Raw genomic sequence first — 14,103 nt, forward strand, 5'->3', positions numbered from 1 at the left:
GGCACTGCGATGATGAGTAAGATAGTCTCTGACCGTTTGCCAGCGTATAGCCACTGATGACGGAACAACAAATAAAACGTATGAAAAAACGTATCCCCACCCTTCTGGCCACAATGATTGGCACTGCCCTCTATACTCAACAGGGACTGGCAGCCGATCTCGCCTCGCAATGTATGCTGGGTGTTCCCAGCTATAATCGCCCGTTGGTTCAGGGTGATACGAACGACTTACCGGTCACCATCACTGCGGATAACGCAAAAGGTAATTACCCTGACAATGCCGTTTTCCACGGCAATGTCGATATTGCACAGGGTAATAGCCGTCTGCAGGCCGATGAGGTTCAGCTTCATCAAAAGCAGCCTGACGGTGCCGCCGAACCGGTGCGAACTGTTGATGCGCTGGGTAATGTGCACTATGACGATAATCAGGTCATTCTGAAAGGTCCGAAAGGTTGGGCAAATCTTAATACCAAAGATACCAACGTCTGGGAAGGCGATTACCAGATGGTGGGTCGTCAGGGTCGCGGTAACGCCGATCTGATGAAACAGCGCGGTGAAAACCGCTATACCATTCTGGAAAACGGCACCTTCACCTCCTGTCTGCCCGGCTCTAATACCTGGAGCGTCGTGGGAAGCGAAGTGATCCATGACCGCGAAGAGCAAGTTGCAGAGATCTGGAACGCCCGCTTTAAGCTCGGCCCGGTGCCTATCTTCTACAGCCCTTACCTGCAGCTGCCGGTTGGCGATAAGCGCCGTTCAGGTTTCCTGATCCCGAATGCGAAATACAGCACCAGTAACTACTTCGAGTTTTACCTGCCGTACTACTGGAACATCGCGCCAAACATGGATGCCACGATTACGCCGCACTATATCCATAAGCGCGGCAATATCATGTGGGAGAATGAGTTCCGCTATCTGTCGCAGGCGGGCGCGGGTATTATGGAGCTGGATTATCTGCCTTCAGATAAAGTCTATGAAGATGAGCATCCCACCGAAGGCGATCGCCATCGCTGGTTGTACTACTGGCAACACTCCGGGGTAATGGATCAGGTGTGGCGTTTTAACGTCAACTACACCAAGGTCAGCGACTCGAACTACTTTAACGATTTCGATTCCAAATACGGTTCCAGTACCGATGGCTACGCGACGCAGATTTTCAGCGCCGGCTATGCGGTACAAAACTTCAACGCGACGGTCTCTACCAAGCAGTTCCAGGTCTTCAGCAACCAGACTCGCAGCACCTATGCTGCCGAGCCACAGCTTGATGTTAACTGGTATCAAAATGATGTCGGTCCGTTCGATACCCGCGTTTATGCGCAGGCGGTGCACTTCGTTAACACCAATGACGATATGCCGGAATCCACGCGTGTGCACATTGAACCGACTATCAACCTGCCGTGGTCGAATAACTGGGCAAGCCTGGATACCGAAGCCAAGCTGATGGCAACCCACTATCAGCAGGAGAACCTGGATTGGTATAACAATCGTTATGGCACCGATCTGAAAGATTCTGTTAACCGTACCCTTCCGCAATTTAAGATGGACGGTAAGCTGATTCTTGAACGCGACATGAACCTGGCGAACGGCTACACCCAGACGCTTGAGCCGCGCATTCAGTATCTTTACGTCCCTTATCGCGATCAGAGCAACATCCAGAACTACGACTCGTCCTTCCTGCAGTCTGACTACAGCGGCCTGTTCCGTGACCGTACCTACGGCGGTCTGGACCGCATTGCTTCTGCTAACCAGCTGACGACCGGGGTAACAACCCGCATCTTTGATGATGCTCAGGTTGAACGTTTTAACGTTTCTGTTGGTCAAATCTACTATTTCACCGAGTCTCGTACCGGTGATGACGATATCAACTGGGAAGAAGACAACAAAACGGGCTCCCTGGTCTGGGCCGGAGACACTTACTGGCGCATGACCGATCGTTGGGGCCTGCGCGGCGGCGTACAGTACGATACCCGTCTGAACAACGTCTCCACCGGCAGCGGCTCCATCGAGTATCGTCGTGATGAAGACCGTCTGGTGCAGTTGAGCTACCGTTATGCCAGCCCGGAATACATCCAGGCGACATTGCCGAGCTTCGCTACGGCGCAGCAGTACAAAGAGGGCATTTCGCAGGTGGGTGGCACAGCAAGCTGGCCGATCGCCGATCGCTGGTCCATCGTGGGTGCGTACTACTTTGACACCAACACCAGCAAGCCGGCCGATCAGATGGTGGGGCTGCAGTATAACTCCTGCTGCTACGCTATCACTGTCGGCTACGAACGTAAGCTGAACGGTTGGGATACAACTCGCCAGCAGAGCGAATACGATAAAGTTATCGGCTTTAACATCGAACTGCGTGGCCTGAGTTCGAATTACGGCCTGGGTACTCAGCAGATGCTGCGTTCTAACATTCTGCCGTACCAAAATTCTCTGTGATGTACTTGAATGACAACGTAATCCGCATTTGCGGTTAATTGAAATGGAAAAAGTATGAAGAACTGGAAAACGCTGCTGCTCGGTATCGCCATGGTTGCGAATACCAGCTTCGCGGCCCCACAGGTTGTCGATAAAGTCGCAGCCGTTGTGAACAACGGTGTAGTACTTGAGAGCGACGTTGATGGTTTAATGCAGTCTGTGAAGCTCAACGCGGGTCAGGCAGGTCAGCAACTTCCGGATGATGCCACGCTGCGTCATCAGATCCTTGAACGTCTGATCATGGATCAGATCGTTCTGCAGATGGGTCAAAAAATGGGTGTGAAGATCTCTGACGAACAGCTCGATCAGGCGATCGCGAACATCGCTAAACAGAACAACATGTCTGCAGATCAGATGCGCAGTCGTCTGGCCTATGACGGTATTAGCTACTCAACCTATCGTAATCAGATTCGCAAAGAGATGCTGATTTCTGAGGTGCGTAACAACGAAGTCCGTCGTCGTGTCACCATCCTGCCTCAGGAAGTGGATCAGTTGGCGAAACAGGTGGGTAACCAGAACGATGCCAGTACAGAGCTGAACCTGAGCCACATCTTGATCCCACTGCCGGAAAATCCGTCCTCCGATCAGGTTGCTGATGCGGAAAACCAGGCGCGTTCCATCGTCGATCAGGCGAAAAACGGCGGTGATTTTGGCAAACTGGCAATCACTTACTCTGCCGACCAGCAGGCGCTGAAAGGCGGCCAGATGGGTTGGGGCCGTATCCAGGAGCTGCCGTCTATCTTCGCTCAGGCTTTGAGCACCGCGAAGAAAGGTGACGTCATTGGTCCGATCCGCTCGGGCGTTGGCTTCCACATCCTGAAAGTGAACGACCTGCGCGGCCAGAGCCAGAGCATCTCTGTCACGGAAGTGCATGCCCGTCATATCTTGCTGAAGCCATCACCGATCATGAACGACGATCAGGCACGCGTGAAGCTGGAGCAGATTGCGGCAGATATTCGTAGCGGAAAAACCTCTTTCGCCAATGCGGCAAAAGAGTTCTCTCAGGATCCAGGCTCTGCTAACCAGGGCGGCGATCTGGGCTGGGCGGCAGCCGATATCTACGATCCGGCCTTCCGTGATGCGCTGATGAAGCTGAACAAGGGCCAGATGAGCGCGCCGGTTCACTCCACCTTTGGCTGGCACCTGATCGAACTGATGGATACCCGCAGCGTGGATAAGACCGATGCGGCGCAGAAAGATCGCGCGTATCGCATGCTGTTCAATCGTAAATTCTCGGAAGAAGCGGCGACCTGGATGCAGGAGCAACGCGCCAGCGCTTACGTGAAAGTATTGAGCAACTAATGAAACACCACCGTGTTGTCATCACTCCCGGCGAACCCGCCGGGATTGGTCCGGACCTCGTTGTCCAGCTCGCGCAATGCAGTTGGCCGGTAGAGCTGGTCATCTGTGCTGACGCCACACTGTTACAAGACCGGGCGGCACTGCTCGGTCTGCCTTTATCTCTCCTCCCCTATGATGCCGCCCTGCAGCCGGTTCCCCAGCAAGCGGGGACCGTAACCCTGCTCAATGTCCCGCTGCGCGCACCCGTGATTCCCGGTCAGCTCAGCACCGAAAATGGTCACTACGTGGTAGAGACCCTGGCGCGTGCCTGCGATGGCTGTCTGAACGGCGAATTTGCGGCGCTGATTACCGGTCCGGTGCACAAGGGGGTGATCAACGACGCAGGTATTGCTTTTACAGGGCATACCGAATTCTTTGAAGAGCGCTCGCATAGCCCGAAAGTGGTGATGATGTTGGCCACTGAAGAGATGCGCGTGGCGCTGGTCACCACCCACCTGCCCATTAAGGCGATTTCTGATGCCATTACCCCGGCACTTTTGCGGGAAATTATCGGGATTCTGCATCATGATTTGCAGACTAAATTCGGTATTGAGCAACCGCACGTACTGGTCTGCGGCCTGAATCCCCATGCCGGGGAAGGCGGGCACATGGGTACAGAAGAGATCGACATCATTATCCCGGTCCTCAACGAGATGCGTGCGAAAGGGATGAATCTCAGCGGGCCACTGCCTGCCGATACCCTTTTCCAGCCCAAATATCTTGAGAATGCCGATGCCGTGCTGGCGATGTACCACGATCAGGGCCTTCCCGTGCTAAAATACCAGGGATTTGGCCGCGGCGTGAACATCACCCTCGGTTTACCCTTTATTCGAACGTCCGTTGACCACGGTACTGCACTTGATTTAGCAGGCCTGGGCCAGGCAGATGTCGGCAGTTTTATTACGGCGCTTAATCTCGCCATCAAAATGATTGTTAATACTCAATGAATAATCGCGTCCATCAGGGCCACTTAGCCCGTAAACGTTTCGGGCAAAACTTCCTCAACGATCAGTTTGTGATCGAAAGTATTGTTTCGGCTATCAATCCACAGAAAGGCCAGGCGATGGTCGAGATCGGCCCAGGTCTTGCTGCGTTGACTGAACCGGTCGGTGAGCGTCTTGACGCGCTGACGGTTATCGAGCTGGACCGCGATCTGGCGGCGCGCCTGCAAACGCACCCCTTCCTCGGGCCGAAGCTGACTATCTATCAGCAGGATGCGATGACCATGAACTTTGGCGAATTGTCAGAGAAGATGGGCCAGCCGCTGCGCGTATTTGGTAACCTGCCGTACAACATCTCGACGCCGCTGATGTTCCACCTGTTTAGCTATACTGATGCCATCGCCGACATGCACTTTATGTTGCAGAAAGAGGTGGTGAATCGACTGGTTGCAGGGCCGAACAGTAAAGCGTATGGTCGACTGAGTGTAATGGCGCAATATTATTGCAACGTCATCCCGGTACTTGAAGTGCCGCCGACGGCCTTTACGCCACCGCCAAAGGTAGACTCTGCGGTGGTGCGTCTGGTTCCTCATACCACGATGCCTTATCCAGTAAAAGATCTGCGCGTACTGAGCCGCATTACGACGGAAGCCTTTAATCAGCGCCGGAAAACGATCCGCAACAGCCTGAGTAACTCGTTTACCGTTGAGGTGTTATCTGAGCTGGGCATCGATCCGGCAATGCGTGCGGAAAATATTTCTGTCGAGCAGTACTGCAAGCTGGCTAATTACATCAGCGATAATACGCCGCCGAAGGAGAGCTAAGCCATGATTGATTCGCCCCGCGTATGTGTTCAGGTGCAAAGTCTCTATATCGAATCGCAATCCACGCCGGATGAAGAGCGTTATGTCTTTGCCTATACCGTCACCATCCGTAACCTGGGGCGAACGCCTGTGCAACTGCTTGGGCGCTACTGGCTGATCACCAATGGCAACGGCCGTGAAATCGAAGTCCAGGGGGAAGGCGTCGTTGGTGAACAACCGCATATCGCCCCTGGCGAAGAGTATCAATACACCAGCGGTGCGGTCATCGAAACGCCGCTGGGCACCATGCAGGGCCATTACGAAATGGTCGATGCCGACGGCAATACCTTCCGTATTGCCATTCCTGTTTTCCGTCTGGCTGTCCCAACACTCATTCACTAAAACATGTCTACATACCTTATTGGCGACGTTCACGGTTGCTACGATGAACTGATCGCGTTGTTAAAGCAGGTGGAGTTTACACCGGGCAAAGACACGCTGTGGCTGACGGGCGATCTGGTCGCGCGCGGCCCAGGCTCGCTGGAAGTGTTACGCTACGTTAAATCACTCGGCGATAGCGTTCGCGTCGTGCTGGGCAACCACGATCTCCATCTGCTGGCGGTCTATGCCGGCATCAGCCGTAACAAGCCAAAAGATCGTATCACTCCGCTGCTGGATGCGCCGGATGCCGATGAACTCATCAACTGGTTACGCCGTCAGCCGCTGCTGCAAATCGATGAAGAGAAGAAGCTGGTGATGGCCCACGCGGGGATTACGCCGCAGTGGGATCTGCAAACCGCTAAAGAGTGCGCGCGTGATGTAGAAGCGGTGCTGACCAGCGACTCTTACCCCTTCTTCCTCGATGCCATGTACGGCGACATGCCGAATAACTGGAGCCTTGAGCTGAGCGGTCTGGCACGCCTGCGATTTATCTCCAACGCCTTTACCCGCATGCGTTACTGCTTCCCGAACGGTCAGCTGGATATGTACTGCAAGGATGTTCCCGAAAGTGCGCCTGCGCCGCTCAAGCCCTGGTTTGCTATCCCCGGGCCGGTGACGGAAAGCTATAGCGTGGCCTTTGGTCACTGGGCATCACTGGAGGGGAAAGGCACGCCAGAGGGCATTTATGCTCTGGATACCGGCTGTTGCTGGGGAGGTGACCTCACCTGCCTGCGCTGGGAAGATAAAGCCTGGTTTATTCAACCATCGAATCGTCAGCCGGATTTAGGCGACGACGAGGCGGTAGCCTCTTAAGAAAAGTACGCACCTCTCGTCAAAAAGAGGTGCGTAACGCAGTTAGCGACGCTCAAGGATCTCAAAGCAGTAGCTGTGCGAGTTTTGTGCGTCCGCATCGTGAAACTCACTGAAGACCGACTCCCATTCATCCGGATCGTAATCCGGGAAATGGGTATCGCCTTCCACTTCCGCATCGATATGGGTCAGGTAGAGTTTCTGGGCTTTTGGCAGGAACTGCTCGTAAACACGGCCGCCGCCAATCACCATAATTTCTTCCGCGTCGCCACAGGCGACGATAGCTTCATCGACAGATTTAACCCACTCAACGCGATCATCGGTCCCTGGCTGGCTACTGATGACAATGTTCTTACGGCCAGGTAAAGGGCGACCAATTGACTCCCAGGTCAGGCGGCCCATCACTACTGGCTTGTTCAGCGTGGTACGTTTAAACCATGCGAGATCGGCAGGCAGGTTCCATGGCATGGCGTTTTCCATACCGATAACGCGATCTACCGCCAGCGCTGCAATCAGACTGATCATTGAAAAATTTCCCGGATATAAAAATTGCCGCCACTATACGTAAAGCTTAATCTTTCGTCGACGGGCGGCAGAGTAAAGAAGCGGAAATATTTAAATATTGCTGTCGAGGCCTCTTCAGGTCATAGGTTTACTCTCTGGCTCATCCGCAGGGTTGCCCGTATGCTTACCCTCTTCGGTCCCTTGCCATCCATGACGCTGAATCAGTGAAAGATGATTACGATCTTCGCTGATGATTTCAGTCAGCATCGCGCTGGTACGTTTGACGACCGCGGCACGCGACGACGCGTCACTTTCGGTCATTGCGGCCATCTCTTCCACCATCTCAATGTTAAAGCGGCGGAACAGATCGGCACGCTCTCGCGCCTCGTAGGCACCCAGCCCCAGCTTTTCCAGCGCCAGACGCCCTGATTTCAGCGCCCCTTCGAAGGTTTCACGCTCGGGAGCTTCAACACCGGCCTGCCGTAGCTGGATGTAATGGTCCACATCGCGCGCACGAGAGATGATCTTCAGGTGTGGGAAATGTTCCTGAGCCAGCTTCGCCAGCTGCAGGCTGGTTTCAGGATCGTCGATGGCGTTGATCAGCACTTCGGCCTTACTGGCACCCGCCGATTCAAGCAGATCGACCCGCGTGGCATCGCCATAGAATACCTTCATATCAAATTTACGCAGCGTTTCGATATGGTCCGGATCGTGATCAAGTATGACCATCTTTACGCCACTCGACAGCAGTAAGCGGCCAGTAATCTGACCAAAGCGGCCAAACCCGGCGATAATCACGCGAGGTTGTTCTTCATCAATCTCATCAGCCTCACGCTCGTGGCCGCTGCCCGCATTTTCCAGGCGAGTTAAGAGCACCAGCAAGAGTGGCGTAACCGCCATCGAGAGCGCCACCGCCAGGGTTAAGGCTTTTGCCCATTCAGGATCCAGTACGTTCGCCATCTGCGCCGCGCCAAAAACCACGAAGGCAAATTCACTCCCCTGCCCCAGCAATACGGCAAACCAGCGACGCTGTTGATTAGGCACGTTCAGCGGACGGGCAACAAGCCATAACACCGCCATCTTGATGACCAGGAAACCGACCAGTAGCACCAGGATCCGCAGCGGATGCGTCACCAGCGTACCAAAGTCGACCGACATCCCAACGCCAATAAAGAACAGCCCAAGCAACAAGCCTTTAAATGGCTCAATATCACTTTCCAGCGCATGACGATATTCCGAGCTGGCCAGCAGTACCCCGGCCAGGAATGCCCCCATCGCCATCGATAATCCGGCCTCTTCCAGCAGCAAACCGAAGCCAAAGACCAGGAACAATGCCACGGCGCTGAAGACTTCACGCAGGCCAGAGCGCGCGACAAAGCGCAGCAGCGGCCGGGTAACATAGCGTCCCAGCAGGATCACCAGCGCCAGTGCGCCCGCAACTTTCAGTGCCGAGAGCGCAAACGCCCCCAGCGTTGTCGAGGCACCAGAGGCTGCCAGGAGGGGGATCATTGCCACCAAAGGAATGGCGGCAATATCCTGGAACAGCAGCACCGAGAACGTGCTGCGCCCCATTTGCGAAACAGTCAGATTACGTTCGTTCATCGCCTGCATGGCAATGGCGGTAGAGGAGAGCGCCAGCGTCATGCCGATCAACTCCGCCACTTTCCACTCCATACCCAGCAGCATACAGAACCCACCCAGCAGCAGGCCGCAGGCAATCATCTGTAGCGCCCCGCCGCCAAATACCGATGCCCGTAGCGTCCATAAACGACGCGGATCCAGCTCCAGACCGATAACAAACAGCATCAGCACTACGCCGATTTCCGCAAAATGCAGGATCGACTCGGCATCTGTTACTAAGCGCAATCCCCAGGGGCCAATGACACAGCCAGCGATGAGATAACCGAGAACCGATCCCAGCCCCAGCCGTACAGCAACCGGCACGATCAGTGCCGCCGCGCCTAAATAGATCAGCGCCTGAATCAGCGTATGGCTATCCATGGTGCTTCTCCTGCCAGTCGAGTAAACGTTGTTTATAGTGACGCGCCTGCGCTTGCAGCGTTTCATCGTCGCAAACGAAGGTGCAGTGCATCGCGAAAGGCGGGAGCCAATGTAATCCACAATAGAGCGCGGTCGCCTGAAGTGGCTGCGCCAGCACATCAAAGCCCGGGAAGTCGCCGATATCGAAGTGGCTCTCCCCCCCGCCGGTGGTCACCGCCCAGAGCAGACTTTTGCCCCGCAGCGCTTGACCGTTATGACCATACGCCCAGCCGTGCAAGAAGACTTTATCGATCCAAAGTTTTAACAGAGGTGGCGTGCTGTACCACTGCATAGGATGTTGCCAGACGATGAGATCGGCACGAGATAGCGCTTCCTGTTCGGCGGCGATATCGATATTGAAATCGGGATAGAGTTGATAGAGCGAGCGTACTTCTACGCCGTCGAGATTCCTTACCTGCTCCAGCATCCGCTTATTCGCATGCGAGTGCTGCGGATAAGGGTGAGCATAAATAATTAAGATCATGTATTAGCCTGTTGATTTACTGCTCTCTTTTAAGGAAAGAGTGTAGTCAGTAATCTAACAGGCTAATAGTGAATAATATTGACGAGCTAAATGGGTAAATCTGAACTAGTTATCCAGTTCGCCCATTGATTTTACCTGATCGCGGTTAATCTGCTCTGTCTGCCCGGTTTCAGCATTTTTGTAAGAAACCAGACCCGTATCATCATCCACCTGCGGTTTGCCGTCGGTGACAATAGTTTTACCGTCAGTCGTTTTTACTGACTGGTTAGAAGAGCAGCCGGCAACGGTAAACAGAGCAGCGGCAGCAAAAATGGAGGTCATCAGCAGTTTGTTGTTCATTGTATTCTCCCTGGGTCAGTCAAGACGTGTCGTCTAGCGTAATACTATAGTGGAATATTCCGCCTTCAGGGGTAAATACAGAACACTCTTAGCTTTTTACCGGCAGACCCTCTTTATAGATCACCGTCTTCACCACTTTGCCGTTGGCATCATAGGTCTTCGCCTCTCCGTTAGCCTCACTCTCTTTAAAGGTGATGGTCGAATGCAGTTTGCCGTCCTGGGTGTAGCCCTGAGAAACCCCGTTGGCTTTGCAATTGACCAGCGGCGTATGGCTTCTTAACACGCCATTGGGATAGTAGACATCGATGTACTCATCAAAACAGCGGTTTTTGACCATGGTTTCAAACTTCTTGCTGCCATTGTCGTACTTCTCTACCAGCTTGCCTTCCGGCACGTTGTCCGCCACCTTCACCTCAGGTGTCGTGAGCTTTTTCTGCCCCTCCAGATCCTCTTTCAACCCTTTGGCATAGTCGGGCGTCATACCCATGCTATCGATGGTATTGGTAACAGAGGAGGCGAAATCCGCGCATCCAGAGAGCAACGCCACCAGCGAGATCAACGCAATTGTACGATTCACAAGAAACTCCTTTTAAGATGAGTGCGCTAACCATGCGGCCACTACTCTGTAAGCGCAACCGCCAATATTGGTCGTAAAGGCAATAAAAAACCCGCCGAAGCGGGTTTTAAGAGCATTCTGATGCTTACTTCGCGATTTGCGCGTGCATTTCCTGCACTGAAATCACCTTCTCTGTAGCGTCTGCATTCAGCGCCATCGCGGTGGCGAAACCGCCATTCAGCGTGGTGTCATAATGCACTTTATACTGCAGCGCACTGCGGCGAATCAGCTTGGAGTCTTCAATCGCCTGACGGCCCGCCGTGGTGTTGATGATGTAGGTGTATTCGCCATTCTTGATACGGTCCTGAATGTGCGGACGGCCTTCATGCACCTTGTTCACCAGACGAGGGTTGATGCCCGCTTCACCCAGTACAATCGCCGTACCGTGAGTTGCATCCAGCTCGAAGCCGTACTTCAGCAGCTTAGCGGCCAGGTCGACCACACGCTCTTTGTCGCCTTCGCGTACGGAGAGCAACGCACGCCCCTGTTTCTTCATGGTGGAGTTGCTGCCCAGCTGTGCTTTGGCGAACGCTTCCGCGAAGGTGCGGCCCACGCCCATCACTTCCCCGGTAGAGCGCATTTCAGGCCCTAACAGCGGGTCAACGCCCGGGAATTTGTTGAACGGCAGCACCACTTCTTTCACCGAGTAGTACGGCGGGATGATTTCTTTAGTCACGCCCTGCTGCGCCAGCGTCTGTCCGGCCATCACGCGCGCCGCTACTTTCGCCAGCGGTACACCGGTGGCTTTAGAGACGAACGGTACTGTACGTGCCGCACGCGGGTTCACCTCAATCAGGTAAACTTCGTTGTCTTTCACCGCGAACTGGACGTTCATCAGGCCGCGAACCTGCAGCTCAAAGGCCAGCTTCTGCACCTGCTGACGCATCACGTCCTGAATTTCCTGACTCAGGGTGTAGGCTGGCAGAGAACAGGCGGAGTCACCGGAGTGCACGCCCGCCTGCTCGATGTGCTCCATGATGCCGCCAATTAGCACCATTTCGCCATCGCAGATCGCATCCACATCGACCTCTACCGCGTCATCCAGGAAGCGGTCGAGCAGAACCGGCGCATCGTTAGAGACGCTCACCGCCGTCTGGAAGTAACGGCGCAGGTCGGCTTCGTCGTAGACGATCTCCATCGCGCGGCCGCCCAGTACGTAGGATGGACGCACCACCAGCGGGTAACCAATCTCTTTCGCCTTCTCCACCGCCATTTCAATCGCGGTCACGGTGGCGTTCGCCGGCTGCTTCAACTTCAGACGGTCAACCGCCTGCTGGAAACGTTCGCGGTCTTCGGCGCGGTCAATCGCATCCGGGCTGGTGCCGATAACCGGTACGCCTGCTGCTTCCAGCGCGCGCGCCAGCTTCAGCGGGGTCTGGCCGCCGTACTGCACGATGACGCCCTTCGGCTTCTCGATGCGCACGATTTCCAGCACGTCTTCCAGGGTAACCGGCTCGAAGTAGAGGCGGTCAGAGGTGTCGTAGTCGGTCGAGACGGTTTCCGGGTTACAGTTGACCATGATGGTCTCGTAACCGTCTTCGCGCAGCGCCAGCGAGGCGTGGACGCAGCAGTAGTCAAACTCAATGCCCTGGCCGATACGGTTAGGACCGCCGCCCAGTACCATGATTTTGTCGCGGTCGACGGACGGATTCGCTTCGCACTCGTCTTCATAGGTGGAGTACATGTAGGCGGTGTCGGTGGAGAACTCCGCCGCGCAGGTATCCACGCGCTTGTAGACCGGGTGCAGGTCATACTGGTCGCGCAGCTTGCGGATTTCCGCTTCGCGCACGCCAGCCAGCTTAGCCAGACGCGCATCGGCGAAGCCTTTACGCTTCAGGACGCGCAGGAAGTCAGCGTCCAGGCCGTTGATGCCCAGCTCTGCCACTTTCTCTTCCAGACGCACCAGCTCTTCAATCTGCACCAGGAACCAGCGGTCAATGTTGGTCAGGTTGAACACGCCGTCAACCGAGAGGCCAGCACGGAAGGCATCGGCGATGTACCAGATACGCTCAGCGCCCGCGTCTTTCAGCTCGCGGCGAATTTTGGTCAGCGCTTCCGGATCATCCAGGCTCACTTTCGGGTCAAAGCCGGTGGCGCCCACTTCGAGGCCACGCAGCGCTTTCTGCAGGGATTCCTGCTGGGTGCGGCCAATCGCCATCACTTCACCGACAGATTTCATCTGGGTAGTCAGACGGTCGTTCGCGCCGGCAAATTTCTCGAAGTTGAAGCGTGGAATTTTGGTCACAACGTAGTCGATAGACGGTTCGAAAGACGCTGGCGTGCGGCCGCCGGTGATGTCGTTCATCAGCTCGTCGAGGGTGTAACCTACCGCCAGTTTCGCCGCCACTTTCGCAATCGGGAAGCCGGTGGCCTTAGAGGCCAGCGCAGAGGAACGGGAAACACGCGGGTTCATTTCAATAACAATCAGACGACCGTTTTTCGGGTTGACCGAGAACTGGACGTTAGAGCCGCCGGTTTCTACGCCAATCTCACGCAGTACCGCCATCGAGGCGTTACGCATGATTTGGTACTCTTTGTCGGTCAGGGTCTGGGCCGGGGCCACGGTGATGGAGTCACCGGTGTGGATGCCCATCGCATCGAAGTTTTCGATAGAGCAGACGATGATGCAGTTGTCGTTTTTATCACGCACCACCTCCATCTCGTACTCTTTCCAGCCAATCAACGATTCGTCAATCAGCAGTTCGTTGGTTGGAGAGAGATCCAGGCCACGCGCACAAATCTCTTCAAACTCTTCCCGGTTGTAAGCGATACCGCCGCCGGTGCCGCCCATGGTAAAGGAAGGACGGATAATGCACGGATAACCCACATCAGCCGCGACGGCCAGCGCCTCTTCCATATTGTGCGCAATACCGGAACGCGCAGTATCGAGGCCGATTTTCTTCATGGCAACGTCGAAGCGACGGCGATCTTCCGCTTTATCAATCGCATCGGCGGTGGCGCCAATCATGGTTACGCCGAACTCTTCCAGTACGCCCTGACGCTCCAGCTCCAGCGCACAGTTCAGCGCGGTCTGCCCGCCCATGGTTGGCAGAACCGCGTCCGGGCGCTCTTTCTCAATAATTTTGCGTACGACTTCCCAGTGAATCGGCTCGATGTAAGTCGCATCGGCCATTTCCGGGTCGGTCATGATGGTGGCCGGGTTGGAGTTCACCAGGATAACGCGGTAACCCTCTTCACGCAGGGCTTTACACGCCTGCGCACCGGAGTAGTCGAATTCACAGGCCTGACCGATAACAATCGGGCCAGCGCCAAGGATCAGGATGCTTTTTATGTCTGTACGTTTTGGCATGGTCTT

At 55.0% G+C, this 14,103-nt stretch carries 12 protein-coding genes; 6 read left to right on the forward strand and 6 right to left on the reverse strand.

Going from position 1 to position 14,103, the window contains the following annotated elements:
* The first annotated feature begins 80 nt into the window (after positions 1-80).
* From lptD to apaH, 6 genes are read left to right on the forward strand one after another with little or no spacing between them, the layout of a single operon-like run.
* Entirely contained in the window at positions 81-2,429 is a 2,349-nt protein-coding gene (lptD, locus tag B3511_RS15445) for an LPS assembly protein LptD (RefSeq protein ID WP_286783730.1), read from the forward strand.
* 54 nt (positions 2,430-2,483) lie between these two features.
* Positions 2,484-3,770 carry a peptidylprolyl isomerase SurA gene (gene surA, locus B3511_RS15450; RefSeq protein WP_040077208.1) on the forward strand — a complete coding sequence of 429 codons (1,287 nt, stop codon included), beginning with the start codon at positions 2,484-2,486 and terminating at the stop codon, positions 3,768-3,770.
* Positions 3,770-4,756: a 4-hydroxythreonine-4-phosphate dehydrogenase PdxA gene (pdxA, locus tag B3511_RS15455; protein WP_286783731.1), complete on the forward strand. Its 987-nt coding sequence runs from the start codon at positions 3,770-3,772 to the stop codon at positions 4,754-4,756. Before surA ends, pdxA begins: the two co-directional genes overlap by 1 nt.
* Positions 4,753-5,574 (forward strand): 16S rRNA (adenine(1518)-N(6)/adenine(1519)-N(6))-dimethyltransferase RsmA, encoded by an 822-nt coding sequence (gene rsmA, locus B3511_RS15460; RefSeq protein WP_212477248.1) that lies wholly within the window; start codon positions 4,753-4,755, stop codon positions 5,572-5,574. Before pdxA ends, rsmA begins: the two co-directional genes overlap by 4 nt.
* 3 nt (positions 5,575-5,577) lie before the next feature.
* Entirely contained in the window at positions 5,578-5,955 is a 378-nt protein-coding gene (gene apaG, locus B3511_RS15465) for a Co2+/Mg2+ efflux protein ApaG (protein ID WP_040077213.1), read from the forward strand.
* A 3-nt stretch (positions 5,956-5,958) separates the two neighbouring features.
* On the forward strand, positions 5,959-6,807 hold the full coding sequence (gene apaH, locus B3511_RS15470) for a bis(5'-nucleosyl)-tetraphosphatase (symmetrical) ApaH (RefSeq protein ID WP_046885010.1): 849 nt from the start codon (positions 5,959-5,961) through the stop codon (positions 6,805-6,807).
* A 42-nt stretch (positions 6,808-6,849) separates the two neighbouring features.
* On the opposite strand, the gene folA is transcribed toward apaH, so the two are convergent.
* From folA to carB, 6 genes are all read right to left on the reverse strand, one after another.
* Positions 6,850-7,329 carry a type 3 dihydrofolate reductase gene (gene folA, locus B3511_RS15475; protein ID WP_212477250.1) on the reverse strand — a complete coding sequence of 160 codons (480 nt, stop codon included), beginning with the start codon at positions 7,327-7,329 and terminating at the stop codon, positions 6,850-6,852.
* A gap of 114 nt (positions 7,330-7,443) precedes the next feature.
* Complete coding sequence (kefC, locus tag B3511_RS15480; protein ID WP_212477251.1) at positions 7,444-9,309, reverse strand: glutathione-regulated potassium-efflux system protein KefC; 1,866 nt, start codon at positions 9,307-9,309, stop codon at positions 7,444-7,446.
* Complete coding sequence (gene kefF, locus B3511_RS15485) at positions 9,302-9,832, reverse strand: glutathione-regulated potassium-efflux system oxidoreductase KefF (RefSeq protein WP_286783732.1); 531 nt, start codon at positions 9,830-9,832, stop codon at positions 9,302-9,304. Before kefF ends, kefC begins: the two co-directional genes overlap by 8 nt.
* A 105-nt stretch (positions 9,833-9,937) precedes the next feature.
* Entirely contained in the window at positions 9,938-10,171 is a 234-nt protein-coding gene (locus B3511_RS15490) for a YgdI/YgdR family lipoprotein (protein WP_046885013.1), read from the reverse strand.
* An 88-nt stretch (positions 10,172-10,259) separates the two neighbouring features.
* The gene (locus B3511_RS15495) at positions 10,260-10,748 is read right to left on the reverse strand and encodes a toxin-antitoxin system YwqK family antitoxin (RefSeq protein ID WP_286783733.1); all 489 of its coding nucleotides are present in this window, start codon (positions 10,746-10,748) and stop codon (positions 10,260-10,262) included.
* A 124-nt stretch (positions 10,749-10,872) separates the two neighbouring features.
* On the reverse strand, positions 10,873-14,097 hold the full coding sequence (gene carB / locus B3511_RS15500) for a carbamoyl-phosphate synthase large subunit (RefSeq protein WP_040077219.1): 3,225 nt from the start codon (positions 14,095-14,097) through the stop codon (positions 10,873-10,875).
* Positions 14,098-14,103 lie beyond the last annotated feature (6 nt).

This window comes from Leclercia sp. UBA1284 (assembly GCF_002308415.1).
Taxonomy (GTDB): Bacteria; Pseudomonadota; Gammaproteobacteria; order Enterobacterales; family Enterobacteriaceae; genus Enterobacter; species Enterobacter pneumoniae.